15 protein-coding genes are annotated in these 17,894 nt (G+C 66.2%); 5 read left to right on the top strand and 10 right to left on the bottom strand.

Going from position 1 to position 17,894, the window contains the following annotated elements:
- Positions 1 to 76 precede the first annotated feature (76 nt).
- On the bottom strand, positions 77 to 499 hold the full coding sequence (locus tag BGRAMDRAFT_RS02800) for an HrpB1 family type III secretion system apparatus protein (RefSeq protein ID WP_006047137.1): 423 nt from the start codon (positions 497 to 499) through the stop codon (positions 77 to 79).
- Positions 500 to 765: 266 nt separating this feature from the next.
- On the opposite strand from BGRAMDRAFT_RS02800, the gene BGRAMDRAFT_RS02795 reads away from it, so the two are divergent.
- Together BGRAMDRAFT_RS02795 and BGRAMDRAFT_RS02790 are read left to right on the top strand one after the other, a co-directional pair.
- Positions 766 to 1,377 (top strand): hypothetical protein, encoded by a 612-nt coding sequence (locus BGRAMDRAFT_RS02795; protein WP_006047136.1) that lies wholly within the window; start codon positions 766 to 768, stop codon positions 1,375 to 1,377.
- A 59-nt stretch (positions 1,378 to 1,436) separates the two neighbouring features.
- Complete coding sequence (locus BGRAMDRAFT_RS02790) at positions 1,437 to 2,636, top strand: cytochrome P450 (protein ID WP_044020201.1); 1,200 nt, start codon at positions 1,437 to 1,439, stop codon at positions 2,634 to 2,636.
- A 78-nt stretch (positions 2,637 to 2,714) separates the two neighbouring features.
- Here BGRAMDRAFT_RS02790 and BGRAMDRAFT_RS02785 read toward each other — a convergent pair whose 3' ends face one another.
- Entirely contained in the window at positions 2,715 to 3,533 is an 819-nt protein-coding gene (locus BGRAMDRAFT_RS02785; protein WP_006047134.1) for a hypothetical protein, read from the bottom strand.
- 528 nt (positions 3,534 to 4,061) lie between these two features.
- Here BGRAMDRAFT_RS02785 and BGRAMDRAFT_RS02780 point away from each other — a divergent pair.
- Positions 4,062 to 4,751 (top strand): DUF3455 domain-containing protein, encoded by a 690-nt coding sequence (locus tag BGRAMDRAFT_RS02780; RefSeq protein ID WP_006047133.1) that lies wholly within the window; start codon positions 4,062 to 4,064, stop codon positions 4,749 to 4,751.
- Between the two features lie 93 nt (positions 4,752 to 4,844).
- Here BGRAMDRAFT_RS02780 and BGRAMDRAFT_RS35230 read toward each other — a convergent pair whose 3' ends face one another.
- Positions 4,845 to 5,348 (bottom strand): hypothetical protein, encoded by a 504-nt coding sequence (locus tag BGRAMDRAFT_RS35230; protein WP_232292211.1) that lies wholly within the window; start codon positions 5,346 to 5,348, stop codon positions 4,845 to 4,847.
- Between the two features lie 579 nt (positions 5,349 to 5,927).
- Between BGRAMDRAFT_RS35230 and BGRAMDRAFT_RS02775 the strand changes: the two genes are divergently transcribed.
- Entirely contained in the window at positions 5,928 to 8,495 is a 2,568-nt protein-coding gene (locus tag BGRAMDRAFT_RS02775; RefSeq protein WP_006047132.1) for a hypothetical protein, read from the top strand.
- A gap of 51 nt (positions 8,496 to 8,546) precedes the next feature.
- Here BGRAMDRAFT_RS02775 and BGRAMDRAFT_RS02770 read toward each other — a convergent pair whose 3' ends face one another.
- On the bottom strand, positions 8,547 to 9,632 hold the full coding sequence (locus BGRAMDRAFT_RS02770; RefSeq protein WP_232292210.1) for an aromatic ring-hydroxylating dioxygenase subunit alpha: 1,086 nt from the start codon (positions 9,630 to 9,632) through the stop codon (positions 8,547 to 8,549).
- Positions 9,633 to 10,239: 607 nt separating this feature from the next.
- Here BGRAMDRAFT_RS02770 and BGRAMDRAFT_RS02765 point away from each other — a divergent pair.
- Positions 10,240 to 11,262, top strand: coding sequence for a response regulator transcription factor (locus tag BGRAMDRAFT_RS02765; protein WP_006047130.1), 1,023 nt, complete (start codon positions 10,240 to 10,242; stop codon positions 11,260 to 11,262).
- A 15-nt stretch (positions 11,263 to 11,277) separates the two neighbouring features.
- Here BGRAMDRAFT_RS02765 and sctC read toward each other — a convergent pair whose 3' ends face one another.
- The 6 genes from sctC to BGRAMDRAFT_RS02735 all read right to left on the bottom strand — a co-directional run bounded on the left by sctC (position 11,278) and on the right by BGRAMDRAFT_RS02735 (position 17,892).
- Positions 11,278 to 13,107 (bottom strand): type III secretion system outer membrane ring subunit SctC, encoded by a 1,830-nt coding sequence (gene sctC / locus BGRAMDRAFT_RS02760; protein ID WP_006047129.1) that lies wholly within the window; start codon positions 13,105 to 13,107, stop codon positions 11,278 to 11,280.
- Between the two features lie 184 nt (positions 13,108 to 13,291).
- The gene (gene sctT, locus BGRAMDRAFT_RS02755; protein ID WP_006047128.1) at positions 13,292 to 14,107 is read right to left on the bottom strand and encodes a type III secretion system export apparatus subunit SctT; all 816 of its coding nucleotides are present in this window, start codon (positions 14,105 to 14,107) and stop codon (positions 13,292 to 13,294) included.
- 54 nt (positions 14,108 to 14,161) lie between these two features.
- Positions 14,162 to 14,701, bottom strand: a complete 540-nt coding sequence (locus tag BGRAMDRAFT_RS02750; RefSeq protein WP_006047127.1) for a type III secretion protein — start codon at positions 14,699 to 14,701, stop codon at positions 14,162 to 14,164.
- Between the two features lie 4 nt (positions 14,702 to 14,705).
- On the bottom strand, positions 14,706 to 16,067 hold the full coding sequence (gene sctN, locus BGRAMDRAFT_RS02745; protein ID WP_044020199.1) for a type III secretion system ATPase SctN: 1,362 nt from the start codon (positions 16,065 to 16,067) through the stop codon (positions 14,706 to 14,708).
- 29 nt (positions 16,068 to 16,096) lie between these two features.
- Positions 16,097 to 16,954, bottom strand: coding sequence for a type III secretion system stator protein SctL (gene sctL, locus BGRAMDRAFT_RS02740; RefSeq protein ID WP_006047125.1), 858 nt, complete (start codon positions 16,952 to 16,954; stop codon positions 16,097 to 16,099).
- Complete coding sequence (locus tag BGRAMDRAFT_RS02735) at positions 16,939 to 17,892, bottom strand: type III secretion protein HrpB4 (protein WP_114158040.1); 954 nt, start codon at positions 17,890 to 17,892, stop codon at positions 16,939 to 16,941. Before BGRAMDRAFT_RS02735 ends, sctL begins: the two co-directional genes overlap by 16 nt.
- Positions 17,893 to 17,894: the final 2 nt, after the last annotated feature.

Here is a 17,894-nt window from a genome sequence, read left to right as displayed (position 1 = left end):
GATGACGGCGCTGACTTAGCCGACATCGCTGGCTGCGCATCGCGGCGAGTTGGCGTGGAATTCATCGCGGGCGTCGTCACGTGTATTCATTGCCTAACGCTTCGGCAATGCGCGCGGCAATCGAGTCCCCGCCGATGCTCAGAAACTTCGCGACGATCGCGAGCGCCGTGGGATCGCCGCTGCGCAACACCGCAGCCGCGCAACGCCGCCAGTCGCGATCGGCGAGCATATACAGACACCAGGCCTGCAATGCGGTGACGACGGGCGAACCGTAGCCCTGCTCGTCGATCTGCCGCAACAGACGCAACGCATCGATCCAGCGCCGCGAATTGACGAGCAGCCTCACCTCGCAGATGTCGACGACCGCCGGGTTCGGATGAAGCTGGCGCAATACGAGCAGCAGTTCCTCGAGGTCTGCGTGCGCGCCGAGCCGCAGTCCCACGGAGAAGATCGTCAGCAGCACACCCAGCACCGCGACACTGCATGGATCGTTTTTCATTGCACGTACCTGGGCGAACGAATGGCAGAGAGCGACACCCTGCATTCTCGGACGCGCGGCGCTTGGCTATCGCGCGCATACGAAGCGCGGAGCGTGATCGCGAAGCATGCGGTTGTGGCGCGCGGATTTCGCGTGCTCACACCCCGCTTCGCATCCGTCCGCGCACGCCGATGCCCTTCCCATAGTCTGTCTGTGTTGAAGTCGGCGCGATCTGGCGACCTCATCAGTCTTCGTTATCCGCATGAATCAACCTTGTGAGAGGAACCATGACCACCAATAACGTGAACTCCGCGTATTACCAGAGCCCGACGTTCCAGTACCCAGGCGGGCAGCAGAATGGCGGCGCGAACCAGGCGCAGATCGACGCCGACATCCAGCAGTTGCTCAACGACCTCGGCATCACGGGCGGCCAGTATCCGGGCGGCAGTCAGTATCCCGGCGGCGGCCAGTTCCCCGGCTCGACCGGTCAGTATCCCGGCGCGCCGTCGAACGGCAATCCGCCGCTGCGCTCCATCAAACTCTCGACGCGCTCCGGCGGCGAAGTGAGCCTGCTCGAAGATCCGTCGGGCAATCTCTACGACAAGAACGGCAAATCGGTCGGCACGGTGGGCGCGGACGGCAGCGTGAGCTTCACCGCCGACGGCAAGAAAGAAGTCAACGAACTGATGACGAACGGCCGCTCGCCTTTCGATCTCATCATGAGCGGCGGCCTCGTCGAAGGCGAGAAACAGAGCGACGGCACGTACAAGTTCGCAGCGGATCAGGTGAACATCGGCGCGGGCGATCTGAATCTGAACAGCGCGCCGAACAATCGGGTTCAGCCGCTGACGGTTGAGCAGCCCGCACAGTTGCCGGGTAATTACACTCTTAACGTGTGACTTTTACGTTCGACGTGCCGTTCACCGATACACGCACGCATGCTGACGGCGAACCGCCGATGACCTGCGAGATCCCTGACCCAGGCTCGTACAGCGTGCTGCCGTCGATCATCGGCACGGGTTCGGGCGATCCGTACCCGCTCTATGGATGGTTGCGCGCGCATCGGCCGCTGTGCCGCGACGCGAGCGGTGTATGGCTCGCGTCGTCGCATGCGCTCGTCACCCGCATACTCGACGACGCGCGTTTTTCGGCGCGGCCGCCGCCTGGCACCGAGCCGCTCGACGATCCTCTCGGCTATGCCAGCATGGTCGTGTTTCAAACGGGCGAAGCGCACGAACGGCTGCGGCGCTTTCTCGGGCCGCTGTTTTCACGCAAGGCGTTGGTGTCGCTGCAAGCGTTTATCGACGATGAAGTCGCGCGCCTCGTCGATCAATGCGAGCACTTGCCGCGTTTCGATCTGGTCGCGAATATCGCAAGCGTGTTGCCGGTGCGCACGATCTGCCGTCTGCTCGGGTTTCCCGATGCGCATGGCGCGAGTTATCTGGAGGCGTCGGCGGGCGCGTGGCAACTGATCAGCGGCGCGCCGATGTCCGCCGCGGAACACGCGCTCGCGGCCATGCACACCGAAGCCTTCCTCGCGCAAGTCGAATCGTTCATGCGCGCGATCGACCCTCACGCCGCGCCCGATCATGCGGCCTCGCGCTTCCTGCGGCTCGAACAGGAAGGCGGCATCGGCCGGCGCGAAATGCTCGTCAATATCCTGTTTCTGTTTATCGCGGGATACGGCACGACGCTGCTGTCCATCGGCAATAGCGTCGCCGCGCTGCTGCGCGAGCCGCGCGCGTGGCAGGCGCTGAAGGACGACGTCGCGCTCGTGCCGCAAGCCGTGCGCGAACTGTATCGCTACGATCCCGCGGTGCAGTCCGTGTTTCGCTATGCATGGGACGACGTCGAGATCGACGGCTGCCGGATTCGTCGCGGAGAACGCGTGATGCCGCTCATCGGCAGCGCGAACCGCGACCCGGCGGTGTTCGCCGCGCCCGATGAGATTTGCTTCGAACGCGAGGCCGGACGTTCGCTGACGTTCGGCGCGGGTCCGCATAGCTGCATGGGACTTGCGCTCGCGCGGATGCAACTGGAGTCGCTATTGCGCGCGTTGACTCGGCGCATGCCGGACTTGCGGCTCGCGCCTGGTCAGCAGGCGCGGCAGCAGCACGGTTCGTTTCATGGGTATGACCGGTTGGTGGTCGAGCGTTAGTTAGGCTGAGCGTTAGGCTGTCGTGATTGAACGCGACGCGCGTGAGGCTCGCGCATCTTGCATGCGTGTATCGCGTTGTCACTCGGACAGGAACTTCACGTCGCCCCGGTTGCCCGTATAGGTGTCGTACGACACCACCTGCGGGCCGCTGCCGCCTTGCGTATTATTCGAACCGATCAACGTGATGCGGCCGTTGTCGTTGCTCGCGACGATCTCGACGTGCTCATCGTCGCCGACGATGCAGATGTCGCCCGGTTTCGCCTCGTTGCGGCTCACCGTGCGCCAGCCGTCGCCTTTCAATTCGCTGTGAAGCGTCGACACGAGATTCGTGTGCTGCGACTCGGAAATCTTCCCCGACTTCACGAGACAGGCCGACGCGAAGTTCGCGCAGCACACGGTCGTGTCGACGCCCTTGTCCATCGGCACGCCCTGGTCCGCCATGATGCTGGCCGCCGACTTGTGCAACTGCGTCTGGGCGACGCCCGCCGCATTGCCCGAGCCGGCCGGCCGCACGTTGGCGTCGCCTCGCTCGACGGCGCCGTTCGCGTTGACCGCGCCCGTGCCGGATGAACTGCGATAGCTGGCTTGGGTGACGCCGCCGCTGCTCGTCGGGAGCGAAGGCATCGAGGGCATGGAAGGCATCGGCATGCCCGACGATTCCTGCGATGGACTCGTGATGCTCAACAGGAACTGCAGGAAGAGTTGCTCGAGCGCGTTGTCACCCATGCCGCCTGGCGAATTCCAGTTCGCGCCGGCGTTGCTGCCGACGTTGCCGCCGACGTTTCCCCACGCGTTCGGTTGCGTCGTGATGGATCGCGTGAACAGCGACGAAGGATCGGCCGCGCCCGTATATCCGCCAGCCGGGTAGGACAGCGTGGAAAATGCGCTATACGTCATGACGACTCCTTGTTAGCGAAGCGACGCGGTGGCCTGGCGCGCGTTGTTGCCGGGCACGCTTGAATGTAAACGCGGCGCGATGCAGTTGCCGCGTGCGGCGCGCAACGATGCGCAATAAAGCGAAGCGGACGATGAGGTGTTGCGGCGGGGTGTGGCGTGGACGTTAGCGGTTGTCGCGGGTACTTGCACGGCATCGCGGCATTCTCGCGGGAGCCGACATAGAAAGCGATTCTGCGCAAGTTCGTTCGGCGGGTTGCGACGTGCGGCGGCGCGCACGCGTCGTCGTTGCGCGGCATCGCGGCGATCTCGCGCAGGTCGCCGCAAGAAGTCGACTCTGCGCAAACCGGTCCGGCGGTTTTGAGCGCGCAGCGGCGCACAAGCGCCGTCATTGCGCGGCACTCGCGGCGATCTCGCGCAAGTCGACACAAGAAGCCGCTTCTGCGCAAATCCGTCCGGCGCTTCGCAGCGTGCCGGCGCATCCGTCGCGCTTCATGTCTACTACCGCCATTGCGTTGCGTCGAGATCGCCGTGCCGAAACATTCTCTTTCCGCGCTCTGTCCCGTGGCCGCGTTGCATGCGCCTGCTGTCGCCGTCCGCGCGCTCGTCGCACTTGCGCTCGCGAGTCTACTCACCGCGTGTGCCGACCCGACGCCCGGTTCCATGCAACTGAAGATCGCCCAGCAGCAGAAGCTCGTCCCGCCTGCCAACGAAACCTTGCCGCTGTCGCTGCGAGCCGGATCGCAGGAGGTCCTTCAAGACGTGTTGAGCGCGGTCGGCGATGAAGTGTGGAGCTGCCGGCGAAGCGGCGGCGCGCTTCAGTGGACGTCGACAGGCACGGAAGCCACACTCGTCGATCAGGCGCGCAAGAGCGTCGGCACGGTGATGCCCAACCGCATGTTCAGCGCGTACGACGGCAGCTACATGATTGGACGCCTCGCCGCCGACCAGACCGTCACGCCCGACGCGCTGCCGTGGCAACGCATGGACGCGCGCTTCAATGCCGGCGAGCGCACAGGCGAAGGCCGCTTTGCGAGGACGACGTCGGTGCAGCGCGTGCTGACCTCGGGCGGGCTCCCGCCGAATCCGGCTTGCGATCAGGAAGGCGTGTCGCTGTTCGTGCCGTATTCGGCGACGTATTTGTTCTATCGCGCGAGCGACCCCGCCGCAGTGGTGCCCGCGCCGGAGCCGCCGTTGAACGCGGCATCGGCTGCGCAATAGCGTGGTCGGGTCTTGCGTCACGCACGAGGCGAAACACGACACATCAAATTCGCACGAAACGCGTGACGTATAGCGCCTAACGCGGCGCCCGCCTCACACGCGACGCCCGACGCCACACTCCCGCTTCTCGCGCGCCGCGCCGCTGCATGCTTCGGAGGACTCGATGAACTTCCGCTTTCCGCCACTGACCTCTCTTCTACCCAGCCGCGATAACGCCGCGACTTCATCACAACAGCAACCGCAGCCACAAACCCACCCCACCACCCCCGACTCCCAGACCCCGCTCAGCGGCCTCGCCCGTCTGTCCGACCGCGTGCGACACAATCCTGTCACGCGGATTTTCCGCGCGTCGAACACCACAGTCACAGTGCTCGAATCGACGCTCACCGCAGCCGGCAGCGTCGCCAACCCATCCGCCGATACGCGCTTTCCCCGTCCGCCGCAACGTGCGCCGGCGCAGGAACCGGCATCGCTCGACAGCGCGGCAATCGCGATCGGCGCACAGGGCGCGCAACTCGCGAACGCGTCGATCGGACGCACGGCCGCCTTCCTGGCCGACGACGCCACGCGCGGCGCGCTGCCCGTGCCGAAGTTCATGAGTCCGCGCGCGATCGGCCAGACGCTGCGCCGTCTGCGTAACCGCGAAGCCAACGCGGCCGCCCGCGAATGGGCGCAAACGCTCGACGATCACTTCATGCAGCCCGTGATCGCCGTGAACCGGCTCTTCCCGATTCCAGCCGATGCCACGCCGGAGGTGGCGGACGCGCGGCAGACCGCCATCAATAGCCTGCTCGACGGACTCACGCTGCGCAGGCCCCGGCCGGCGGGTGCGGACGCGTCGTTGCCGCCGGCCGTCGAACGCCTGCCGCAGGAGTGCGTGGTGCCGGTCGCAGAGGCGCTCGCCGAGGCAAGCGGCGGCGATCCCGCGCTGGCCGCGCGAATTCTCGAACGCTTGCAGCAGCCGCTAGACATCGCCAGTAATGCACCACCCGACGCACCCGACGATCTGGAACCCCGCACCTGGCGCTGCGCGCAAAACCTCGCGCACGCGCGTTGCTCCGCGCTCGAAGGTCTGCTGCGTTTGCAGTTCGGCGACGCGCCCCGCATGCGGAGCGCGGCAACAGCGCGGCCGCGCGGCTCGTCGTCTATTTGCAGGCCGGCCACAAGCTGCGTTCGATGGACGCCGACCTCGGCGCCACACCCGCAGATCTCAACGACGACGCGACCTATCGCATGTTCATCGACGATCCGTATGGCCGGCACGCGATGCTCGCGCTCGATGCGGCGCGGCGTCTGCCGCCCGACGCCGTCGACGCGAACGAGACCAACGCCCACGACATCGGCGCATGCGACATCGAAGCGATCACGGCTTACCGTCTGTGGCAAATGGGCTTCGACGAAAGCGGCCCCGGCTCCGATCTGGAGCGCGCGTCACAGTTGCTGTTCGACGGCGGCACGACGTGGGTTGAGCGCGGCGCACAGCGGCAGCAGCGCAAGGACGCGGCGCTCGGTTCGATCGACGGCGCACCGCCTGCCCAGCGCTTCGCGCATGCGAAGGCGCGCGTGGGACTTGCGGTACACGACGTGCCGCGCGTGTTCGGCAGGAACCGCTCGCCGATCGGCGTCTCGAGTCTGCTTGGCGCCGACACGCCGTTCTTCGACACGACGCGCGGACGCTACGACACCGCGCTGATCGCCGCCCGCGCCGCGCTGCTCGACTACAGCAACGAGCAGTTGCCACGCGCGGCCACGCCCGGCCGGATGCTCACGCATGCGCTGAACGCGGAGCGCCTGCGGGCATGGACCGATGCGCGCCCCGATGTGCCGTCCGACGCGCGGCTTCGCGAGTTGCAAAAGCGCCGGCCCGAATCGTTCGAAATCGGCCGGCGCGACGCGCGGCGGATGTGGGACGCCGCGCGTGCACGCGTCGCCGCAATGCGCGGGCAAGGCGATCCGCGAGCGCAGCGCAACGTCGAGCGCTGCTTGCGCATGTTCGACGACCGCGAGCGGCGCCGTCGCTTCGTCGATGAAATGACGGACGGCGGCTTCACGCTTGCCACGCTCGAACGCTGGTTCAATGCAAGCGCGATGGCCGCCGACGACGCCCCGCTCGCCGAGCCCACGCAGCGCAATCTGCAGGCCGCGCACGATCTGCTGGACAACCCCGGCATTGCGCCGCTCGAACGGATCACGACGCGCAACTTGCGCGAACAGCATCTCGCGCTGATGGCGCAGAACGTGCCGGGCACGGGCTTCACATCGTATGACGGCAATGCGCTCGGGCTCGACGCCAGCGCGTGGGGCAACTTGCCCGCGAAGCTGCTGGTCTCCGCGGGACCGATCGTGACGGTACTCGGCGGGCGCGATTCGATGTATTCGATCGGCACCGCGTACGAAGGCGGCCAGATGATCTTCGGCAACCGCAGCCGCGTGAACGGCGCGCTGGGCGCGCAAGGTTTCGTCGGCGCGGCGCTCGATGTGGCCGGCGTCGCCGGCATGGCGGGCGGCTGGGCATCGTCGGGCGTGGGCGGCTCGCTTGCGTGGGAGCAGTCGGTCGTGCTGCGCGCGCGGCGGCTAGCGCCCACGCCCGCGACCGCCGCGCACGAGGCCGAGGTCTGGCACAAGGACAGCCGGCAGATGGTCAACGCGTACTGGGACGCAGCCGAACAGGCGCAGACACCCGACGAGTTCATGCAGATTCTCGCCGCCGGTATCGCGGACAACGAACGTATTTCGCTGTCGTCGCAAAGCAATAACGCGACGTCGGTCACGGCGACGCCGCTGACCGTCGGCGGCGTCGCGCGTGCGAACGTGCCGGGCGCGAGTTCGCCGGACCGCGTCGGCGTTTATGCGGGCGTGAGCTCCGGCGTGACGCTCTATTCCGCCGCCGATCTGAAGGAGAGCGGCGCGTTTGCCAGCACGATCGGCGCGACTGCCGTGCAGGGCTCGCTGACGGCGAGCGCGGGCGCGCAGTTCGCGCCACGTGCGATTGCGCTCGGCGACGACGGTTTGAGCACGGGCTTGGACTTAGGCGACGTGGGATCGGTCAGCCCTGCCCCGAAGACGCTGGCCGGCGCGGCCGTCGACGTCACGCCGTTTGGGCGCTCGTCGTTCGTCTTCGCGATGCGCGATAACCGCGGCCTAGTCGCCGAATACACGATGCAGGACCGCATGTTCCGCAACGCCGACGACTGGGCCCGCTCGGTGCGCGCGAATCCGGCGTGGGCGCACGGCATCGGCGCGCAACGGCTGCAACAGGTGATCGAGCAGACGCAGTTGGAATCGTCCGGCGAGTTTTCGTTCGGCGAACGCTGGGTCATCAAGGATGAATGCGTGCCGCGCCTGAACCAGTATCTGACGCTGTCGAATCAGTTGCGCTCGCGTCTGGAAGATGATGCGTCCACGCAAACGCTGAGCCGCGCGCAGCGTGCGCTGATCGAGGCGAAGCTGCGCACGCTCGAACGGAAAATGCAGAGCGCTTTCGAAGACCCGTCGGCGTGGCGGCCGCTCGGCTTGTTCGGTTTGCGTGAGGTCGCGCGAAGCAGCTCGCAGGGCTGGAAATATGGACTGCGGGCATCGCATGAGCAAAGCCGGATCGGCAAGAGCCTGACGTTCTGGACGCCGGTGTCGGAACCGGAAGGTGAATCGGCTGCGTTGGAAGTTGGTGGCGTGGTGCCGACGCATGCAAGTCCGGGCACGGGCACAGGCACAGCGGCCGCTGACGCGCCAGGCGGCGCGATGTAACGACGGGCGGAGGCTTTGTCGATGGCTTTGGCTGCTGGCCGCAGCCCCCAACTACAATACCTCCCCCGCCGTCGATACGCCTTGCCGCGCTTCGTCCGCGATCAGCCGTTCCATGATGCGGCGCGCGTGCACCGCGCCCGCGTCGATCGGCAGCATCGCCGGGCGCAGCGACCAGAAATCGCGATCGCCGATCATGCGTTGCTGCGCTTCGAGCATCGGAATGTCTTCATCGCGAAACGGCGCGAGCAGGCTTTGCGCCGTGCGGCTCACCAGCTCCGCGCCATGCTCGCCGATCGCGCGCGGCAAACCGAACGCGAAAAAATAATGCGAACTCGCGGCGGTTTCGGGGGTGAGCCAGTGCGCTGAAACCGCTTCGCGCGTCGTCTCCGGCAAGCCGCTTTCGCAAATGCGCACGACGATTGTGAGCAGCCCTGGCGGTATCCATTGCACGTCGAGTTCGCGGTCGGCGCGCTCGCCATAGAGCAGATTGAAACTCTGCGTGAGCATCGGCCGCAGATATTCGCCCTTCATCTCGCGACGCACCGACACCGTGTTGCCCGCGACCGTCGCACGTACCGCGCCGCTCGCCATCTGCTCGCTGCCGAGCGTTTCCGGATGCAGGTACTGAAAGTGGCTCAGGTCGAGCAGATTGTCCGCGCTCAACTGATAGTTCGCGTGCGTGTGCAGATAGCGCTCGCTCGTGAAGTTCTCTTGCGGATCGAGATAGTCGAACGCGGGAAGCGGCGTATTAGATGCGCGTTGCGGATCGCCCGGCCAGAACCAGATCGCGCCGTATCGTTCGCGCACCGGATAGTGACGCGCTTCAGCGCGCGCGGGCACGCGGCCATCGCCGTGCGGATTAAACACGCAGCGGCCTTCCGCGCCAAAACGCAGCCCGTGATACGGACATTCGAGCGCACCGTCGACCACGCGTCCGCGCGACAAAGGCGCGAAGCGATGCGGGCAGCGATCCGCGAGCGCAACCGCTTGTCCGCCGGCAACGCGATACAGCACGACGGGCTCGTCGAGCAGCGTGCGCGCCAGCGGCGCATCCGCCGTGACCTCGCTGGACAGCGCGGCGACATACCAGGCGTTGAGCAGATACGGCACGGCGAGTCTCCAGTCGGATCGAGGCACGATTCACCTGCGGCGAGCCCATATTAGGCAATCCGTAATTAAACACGCTCAACAATTCTCATAGCGGTAAATAACGGCAGACGCGCAATTAAGCAGGCGCTCGTGCGGAAATAAATGCGTATTACGGATTGCAAGCGATGGACGCGCGTGTCGCTTGCCCCCAATACCGCAGCGGTTAAATATTGGCCGGCGTCTAAACCGCGCCCTAACCTTACACGAACATTACATCAATGTAAGGATCGCGCGTAAACGGCTGTCGCAAAAGCGATTTCCGCGCTTCGCGCAGCTTCGCGTCTGTAAGGTTTAACGCGCCCTGCTCCGTCATTATTTTTTCGGCAAGCGGCAAAAAACGTCTATTGCGCCGAGTGAACTACGAGAAACAGGTAGTCGAAAAATGGCAATTTCGTGATCCGCTTTTCAATCAGGCGATTGAATCGCGGTGAGGAAACAAAACGTTACATCCTTGATGGACCGCTCCCTCTACTGTCGAGTCATTCGAATTGCGTAATCGGCCCAAACCGCAAACGCATCCGCCTACCCGTTCCACGAATGACGTTCGCCCTTCGCCCGTGAGTCTCGCGGGCGAGCGGTATCGCACGGAGGAAAAATGAAACTTGCAGTGATGACCAGAAGCGCAACACTGTTCGGGTTGATCTGCCGTTGTTTCGAAGCCGACGGCGCAGTCTGCCATCGGTTCGCCGATGACGTCGCCTTCGCGCGCGCAATCTATCGCGACGAATACAGCGCGATCCTGATCGACGCCGACACCGGTCTCAATCCGCTGCGCCCGGTGCTCGCGCGGCGCGCCTGCTATGCCGACCGCCGCGCGCCGCTGATCGTGATCGGCGCCGGCCACGACCGCGAAGCCATCGCGCGGCTGTTCGATGCGGGCGCGGACGACGTCGTGCTGTCGCCCGTCGATGCACGCGAGGTGATGCTGCGTGTGCACCTCGCATTGTTGCGCGTGCAACTACAGAGCGCCGATTCGAGCGACACGCTGGAATGCGGCGCATACCGGCTCGATCGCCGCAACTGCACGGTTCACGTCGACGGCCACGCGGTGCGCCTCACGCCGCGCGAATTCGCGATTGCGTGGCTGCTGTTCTCGCGCCGCGGCGAATATGTGAGCCGTCGCCAGATCGCGGGCGCTGTATGGAGCCGTTCGGAGGACATCATTGGACGCACGCTCGAACAGCACATCTACAAGCTGCGCAAGAAGCTCGAACTGAACGGCCCGTGGGGCGTGCATCTGCGGACCTTGTATGCGCACGGCTACCGCATCGAGATGACCGATACGGCGGAGGCCGCGCTTGAAGAAAGCGTTGAAAGCGCGGAGAGCATGGATAGCGTGGATTGCGTGGATAGCCACGGCGTCGCATTGGAGACACTGCACGACGATGCCCGCACAGCCGCGGCCATGACCTGCCTCGCACCGATGCAGCCCGTCGCTGCGCCGGCCGCGCCGCCTCGCGCGGAAGTGCATCCCGCCGATAGCGCGGTGGCCCGCAATGCGCCCGCGTGGGGCGACTCGCAAGCAGCGTTCGCCGCGTCCGCGAGCAGCGCGCCGAAAGCGCCGTACGCGTTGCTGAGCGCAGCCGCCCTCGCCGCGCGCACGCGCGGCAACGGCTAGCCCCAAGCGTCGCGCTCAAAACTCGATGATGCGCGGCGACAGCAGAAACAAGCGCTCCATGTGACTGCGCTGGTCGTCGCGATAACGGAACAGCCCGCCGATCAGCGGAATTTTCGAAAGACCCGGCACGCCGGTTTCGCCGTTCGTCGACGTATCGACGCGATAGCCGGCAATCAAAAGACTCTCGCCCTGCCCGACGAACGACTCCGTGTTGATCGTGCTGGTCGTAATCACAGGAATGTTGTCGACCTGCTGCGAGGTAATCGCGCCGTCCTCGATATGAACGTTCAGCTTGATGTCCGTCCTGCCGCTTTCTTCCACGACGAGCGGCAACACGCGCAGCGACACGCCGGTCGACACGCTGTACAGATCCGCCGACGTGTAGCCCGACACGCGCACGAAGAAGCGCGTCTTCTGGTCCATCACGGCCTCCACGTTATTGAGCGTCGCGACCTTCGGGCTCGCATCGATCTTCGCGAGATTGCTTTGCTGCAGCGCGTTCACGCGCGCGAGCAGATAGCGGCCCGCGTTGCCGAGCACCGCCGTGAGCGATCCGCCGAGCGGCGTCGTGTTGATGACAGTCGTGCCGTCCGAGAGCGTCTGCGTGCCGAAGATCGGATCGATGTTGCCGTTGTAGCCGTTTTGCTGCGTCGTGCCGTTGCCGGTCTGAATGTCGATGTGACTGTTATGCGCGCGCCAGTCGACGCCGATCTGCTTGAGCGCGTTGTCGTCGATCTCGATGATATGCGCCTCGATTTCGATCAGACGCGGCCGCACGTCGAGCTTGTCGATCAGGCTTTGATACTGCGACAGGCGTTGCGGCACGTCCCGGATCAGCACCGAGTTCGTGCGCGGATCGGCTTCGATCACGGGCAGCGTCTGGCTGCCGCTCACCGACGTGTCGCCGCTGCCGCCGTCGCCGCTATCGGACGAACCCACCGACTGCATGCCAGGGCCACCGCCCGCGGCCATGCCGTTCAGCAATCCGCCGATGCCCGGCGCGACGCCGCCGTTCGCCGCAATGCCCGCAGGCAGCGGTGGATTCACGCCGCTTTCGTAGCCGCCGCCGTCGGTGCTGCCGGTCACGTCGCGCATCGGTTGCAGGCGGCGCATCGTCGGTTCGCGCGCCGCGCGATTGGCGGCCTGCTCGTAGCTGTCCGCGCCGTTGCGCCCGCGCTTGTCGCGCGGATGGTACATGGACGACAGCACGTTCGCGACGCCCGACACGGTCACCGTCTTGCCGTCGATCTCGACGTTGTGATCCGCGGCCCACGCATGATGCAACTGGAACACGCGAATCATCGAGCCCGAGCGCTGCGCCGCGTTGTCGTCGAGCCGGCGCGCGACTTCCGACACGAGTTGCACATACGCTTGCGGGCCGCTCACGAGCGCGGTGCTCTGGCTCTCGTCGTAAGTGATCGGAAAGCGCGAATTCTCGATGCGCAGTTGCGTGAGCGCCGCGCGCAAGTCGGCGGCGCTCGCATGATCGAGCTTGATCACGCGTCGCGTGACGGTGTTCACATCGCTAATCGACAGCACGCTGCCGTCGTAGAACCACACGAAGCCGAAGCTCGACGCGAGCGTGTCAAGAAAGCGCTGCGGCGGCATGTCGAAGCGGCCGCTCACGCTGCCGTGGACGTCGCCGGAAATGGTTGCGGGCACACCTTGTCCCGCGGTGAAATCGCGCAGCACGTCTTTCACGTCCTGCCCTTCGGCGCTGACGTGGACCACGGAACTGCGCCAGCGGATCGCGGCGGCTTCGGCGGGCGCCGCGAGCAAGGCGGGCAACGCGAAGACAAGAGACGCTGCCAGCCGGGCAGCAAGCATGAGCCGTTTGTTGTTCATGGGTTCCACGATGTCCACGATGGTCGATGGGTTGGCCGTGCGTCATGCAACGTGAGCCGGCGATGCCCAATGTATCGAAGCGTGTGAAGCACATCCTCAACAAATCTGACGGTTCATGCGCATTTGAGGAGTGTTGAGAATTGGCGGCGCGGCGCGCACGCTTATTTGCCCGCTCATTGCCCGCTTATTTGCGCAGCGGCCCCGCGATGGCGCGCAACTGTTCGCCGAGACCCGAGAGCACGAGCTGATCGCGGACCTGGTCGACAAAAATCCCGACGAAGAGCGCAAGCATCATCACCGTGAGCGCGCCCTTCACCGGCTGACTGAGCGTCATCAGCTCGAGTTTTTGCGCCGACTTCGCCGCGAAGCCGAACGCGAAATCGACCAGCAGCAGCATCAGCATCATCGGCGCGGCGAGCTTGGCGGTGGTCTGCATCAGCGAGTCGGTTTGCTGCAGCACGAAGCTTTCGAGCACGTTCGCGGGCACCGGCGTCGCGGCGCTCAACGGCCACCAGTGATACGACTCGTACAGCGCGCCGAGCAGGAACGTCATGCCGCCGAAGGTCCAGAACGCGACGCTCGCCACTTGCGCGAGCAAGGTGCCCGTCGGCGTGGACTGCTCTTCGCGCAATGGATTGGTGATCTGCACATTGTTGTAGCCGGCCAGATCGTCGACGTAGATGCCCGCGCCTTCCGCGACCCAGAATACCGTCGATGCCGCAAAGCCCAGCAGCAGGCCAATGGCCGCCTCGCGCAAGCCGATCACGACAAGCGCCGTTCCGGTCAGCGACGTATAGAGCGAAACCGGCTGACCATACGCGATGAACGAGCTGAACAGCAGCACGACGCCATTGCGCACCACGCCTTGCAGGATGCCGTCCGCCGTCGGAGGGAACAGGTAGAGCATCACAAAGAGGCGCACCGAGCACACGCCGAGTACGGTCAGCGAGCGAATCAGTGTGGCGCCGAATTGCGGCAGTGTGGTGATGGTGTCGTACATTATGGATGGCTAATCAAATTTGGAACCGTGTGGTTTGCTCATTGCGCGGTGTCTTCAAAGGGCTCTGCCGTGGGTGCCGGTCGGCGGACGCAAACGCGCTAGCGCCGTTTCCTCCGCTTCGTCGTCCTCGGCGTCGCTGGCTTGACGGTCCAGCTCGATATGCAAGTGCGCGATGCGCTCGCCGCACAGATCGATGCGGCTGCGATTCAGCGCCAGTGCGCGCGTGGCCGCGGCGAGTTCGTCGGCCCTGCCGCGCAACGCGGACTCAAGCGTGGCCAGTTCGCCTTCCATCTGCTGAACACGCACGGCGACGACATCGGCGTAGCGCATCGTCGCGTTGAGTTCGGCGAGACGAACGGCGCTGCCGCCCGTCATCATCTGCGCGATGCGGGCGTGAAAGCCGCGCAATTGCTCGCGCTCGGCCTCCGTGCGCGCGAGTTGCGCGTCGCGTTGCGCGAGCGCTTCGGCATGCGCAGCGCGCGCGGCGATCAGGACCAGTTGCAGACGGCGCTCGAGCCGCTCGCGACGGCCTATCGTCAGTTGAAGCGCGGCCACCCGTCGTCGTGTCGTCTCGGGACTGTGCGTCGTGCTCATCGTGTCAACCGTTCGCCAGTTGGAAAAGCCGCGCCTCGGTGTCCTGCGGCGCGGCCAGTTCATGCGTCGCCTGATTGAAGAACGCGCGGATCGCGTCGATCTTGCGAATCGCCTCGTCGGCAAGCGGATTGCCGCCCGGTTGATATTCGCCGATCTGCAGCAGCATCTCGACCTCGCGATGCTTCGCCAGCAACTCGCGCAGCCGGCCTGCCGCGCGCACATAGTCGGGCGTCATCACTTGCGGCATCACGCGAGACAGGCTCGCGAGCACGTCGATGGCCGGATACTGGTTTTTGGCGGCGATTTCGCGTGACAGGATCATGTGTCCGTCGACGATCCCGCGCACTTCCTCGGCAATCGGATCGTTGCCCGACTCGTCCTCGGCGAGCACCGTGTAGAGCGCCGTGATCGAGCCGTGCTCGCCCATGCCCGCGCGCTCGAGCAGGCGCGGCAACTCGGCGAAGATCGATGGCGGAAAGCCGCGCCGCGCGGGCGGCTCGCCGGCGGCGAGGCCGATCTCGCGCTGCGCGCGGGCAAAGCGCGTGAGCGAATCCATCATCAGCAGCACGCGTTGGCCGCGGTCGCGAAAGTGCTCGGCAATCGCGGTCGCGACATAAGCCGCCTTCGCGCGCTCGATCGACGAACGGTCCGAGGTCGCGCACACGACGATGGAGCGCGCCATGCCCTCGGGTCCGAGAATCAGCTCGACGAACTCGCGCACTTCGCGGCCGCGCTCGCCGATCAGCGCGATCACGGTCACGTCGCATTGCGCGCCGCGCGCGAACATGCCGAGCAGCGTGCTCTTGCCGACGCCCGCCGGCGCGAAGATGCCCATGCGCTGACCTTCGGCGAGCGTCATCATGCCGTCGACGATGCGCACGCCGGTCGCAAGCGGCGTGTCGATCATGCGCCGGCTCATCGGCGAAGGCGGGTTCGCGAAGACCGGGCGCTCTTCGATGGTATCGAGCGGCCCGAGTCCGTCGATCGGCTCGCCGAGGCTGTCGATCACGCGGCCCAGCAACGCGTCGCCGACCGGCACCGTCAGCGAACGGCCGAGCCCGACGACGCGCGTCGAGCGCGAGATGTCGGCGAGCCGCGAGAACGGCGAGAGCAACGCGACGTCGCGCGTGAAGCCGATTACTTCGGCATGCTGAAGTAATTCGCCGTTCGCCGCGCGCAGTTCGCACAGCTCGCCGAGCGTCACGTCGAGGCCGGCCACCTTGACGAGCGTGCCGATGACTTCCAGCACCTTGCCGGTTCGCGCGATGCTCGCTGTCGACAGGATCTCGTGTTCGATCGCATCGGCGAGGCGCTCGGCATCGAAAAGCGGAAGCAGCGCGTCGTCCGGGTCGTCGGCTTCGTGCATGGCGGGCGCATTGGCTGCGCGCGGCGGGGTCATCGCGAGCCCTCGTCGTGCCCGCCGTTCCAGTCACCGTCTGCATGGGCGAGTTCGGCGGCGGCGTGCTCGTGCTCCTGCACATACGGCGCGAGCGATTCGGCGACCGCGCCGAGTTCGCTCGCGGATTGCTTGAGCGCTCGCGAGACGGCGAGCCGCATCGCGCGCATTTGCGTCGCGAGGCTCGCGTCGATGGCGCCGAAATCGGACTCGCACAGGCAACTGCCGGGGGCGAGCCGCTTGTCGGCGACCACGGACAGCGGAAACGGCCGGCCGAGATCGCGCCAGCGCGCGGACAGCCGTTCGAACGCGACGCAGGCCTTGTCGTAGTCGACGGGGCTCACGGCGACGCGCAGCCACGTCGCGCCTTCGACGATGCGGTCGACTGCCGACAGCGCCCGCTCGAACAGTTGATCGGCCTGCTGGACCTGCACGATCTGCTCGACGGCCACGGTCACGATGCTCGCGATCCGCTCGCGCATTTTCAGTTGCGCGCGGCGTTGGCCGGCGCCCGCGTCCGCGAGCCGCTCGACCCAGTCCGCGAGCGCGCGCTGTTCGCCGTCGCGGTAACCGCGGGCGGCGGCGTGCTCGTACTCGTCGCGCGCGGCCGCGAGAATCGTTTGGGCTTCGGCGTGCGCGGCGGCGACGATCGCTGCGGCTTCGTCGCGCGCGGCGGCGAGGGTCGCTTCGCGGTCGGCGGCGAGTTGCGCGTACGCGGCGTCGATTTCGATTAGCGCGCCGAACGCGGCGCGCGGCACGACGTCCGCATGCGCGCCGACATGGCCACGGCCGTGTGCGTCGCCGTCGATGCTGACCGCGGCCGGCAGTAGACGGTCCGATCTCAGCCAAATAGCCATGCCCACTCCGGAAGCAGTTCGGGAAGTTGCGCGAAGAGGAACGCGGTGCCGCCTGTGTCGAGTTCGCGCGCGGTCGTGGCGGGCCACGGCGGGAGTAAGTCGCGGGGCAAGGCGAGGCGTAGGAGTGGACAGGGGCGTGGCCACGCGAACAGCGCCGCCTCCTGCGCATCGCTGGCGGACAGCGCCACGTCACGTGCGATCAGCGCATAGCCTTCGTACGCCAGCCTTTCCGCGTCGAGTTCTTCGAGCGAAGGCAGATGTCCACGCGTGACGAGGCGCGCTACATCCGGCACATTAGCCGACGCGCCGCCAGCGCCGCCGCCATGCCTCGGCGCACCACCCAACCGTTCGAGCGGCACGCCGATCCATTCCGCGAGGCGGCGGCGGCTCGGCTTGTCGATCAACCTGCGCACCTCCGCCCGACGCAACAGCAGCGCGCGCATGCGCAGCACGCGCAACGCGTCGTCCACGGGCAACGCATCGAGCACGAGCGGACTGGGCGCGCGCAAGCTGTCGAAGTCCGGCAGCGGCACGCCGGCCGCGCGCAACAGCGCCCGCGAACAGGCCGCAACCGCACCGGTGTCTGTGTTCGCCAGCGCGTCGCGCAGTGCGTCGAATGAGGCGGATACCGTGGCCGGCGACACATCGAGCGCGGGCGCCCACCATGACGGATGCGCCCAGCGCGCGGCGTCATTTGCATTGCGCTGCCACGCGGCGAGCGCGGCAGCGGCGCGAGAAAATGGGAAGGCTGCGGGGGACGGCGCGGAGCGTGCTGCTGGAAACGCGGCGGATGCGGGCGTAGAAAGCGCAGAGGAAGAACTCGCTGATCCCGTCCCCGCCAACCCAACCGAAGAACCCGCTGATGCCTGAGCCGAAAGCGCACGCGAAGACCCCGCCGCCCCCCACGCGGCTAACCCACCCGAAGACACCGCCGCCATCA

The organism is Paraburkholderia graminis C4D1M (genome assembly GCF_000172415.1).
GTDB classification, from domain to species: Bacteria; Pseudomonadota; Gammaproteobacteria; order Burkholderiales; family Burkholderiaceae; genus Paraburkholderia; species Paraburkholderia graminis.
The sequence above is the reverse complement of the archived record's forward strand: the minus strand, read 5'-3'. Positions and strand labels throughout refer to the sequence as shown.

Bases quoted from the DNA above. Each gene is read 5' to 3' on its own strand.
- sctN (WP_044020199.1), bottom strand. From the start codon at position 16,067: ATGCACGAAGCCGACGACCCGGACGACGCGCTGCTTCCGCTTTTCGAT.
- BGRAMDRAFT_RS02765 (WP_006047130.1), top strand. From the start codon at position 10,240: ATGAAACTTGCAGTGATGACCAGAAGCGCAACACTGTTCGGGTTGATC.
- BGRAMDRAFT_RS35230 (WP_232292211.1), bottom strand. From the start codon at position 5,348: ATGAACTTCGGCACGGGCAGCGCGCCGCGCGTGGCGTCGTCGGCCAGG.
- BGRAMDRAFT_RS02735 (WP_114158040.1), bottom strand. From the start codon at position 17,892: ATGGCGGCGGTGTCTTCGGGTGGGTTAGCCGCGTGGGGGGCGGCGGGG.
- sctL (WP_006047125.1), bottom strand. From the start codon at position 16,954: ATGGCTATTTGGCTGAGATCGGACCGTCTACTGCCGGCCGCGGTCAGC.
- BGRAMDRAFT_RS02800 (WP_006047137.1), bottom strand. From the start codon at position 499: ATGAAAAACGATCCATGCAGTGTCGCGGTGCTGGGTGTGCTGCTGACG.
- BGRAMDRAFT_RS02790 (WP_044020201.1), top strand. From the start codon at position 1,437: ATGACCTGCGAGATCCCTGACCCAGGCTCGTACAGCGTGCTGCCGTCG.
- BGRAMDRAFT_RS02785 (WP_006047134.1), bottom strand. From the start codon at position 3,533: ATGACGTATAGCGCATTTTCCACGCTGTCCTACCCGGCTGGCGGATAT.
- sctC (WP_006047129.1), bottom strand. From the start codon at position 13,107: ATGAACAACAAACGGCTCATGCTTGCTGCCCGGCTGGCAGCGTCTCTT.
- BGRAMDRAFT_RS02775 (WP_006047132.1), top strand. From the start codon at position 5,928: ATGGACGCCGACCTCGGCGCCACACCCGCAGATCTCAACGACGACGCG.
- BGRAMDRAFT_RS02750 (WP_006047127.1), bottom strand. From the start codon at position 14,701: ATGAGCACGACGCACAGTCCCGAGACGACACGACGACGGGTGGCCGCG.
- sctT (WP_006047128.1), bottom strand. From the start codon at position 14,107: ATGTACGACACCATCACCACACTGCCGCAATTCGGCGCCACACTGATT.
- BGRAMDRAFT_RS02795 (WP_006047136.1), top strand. From the start codon at position 766: ATGACCACCAATAACGTGAACTCCGCGTATTACCAGAGCCCGACGTTC.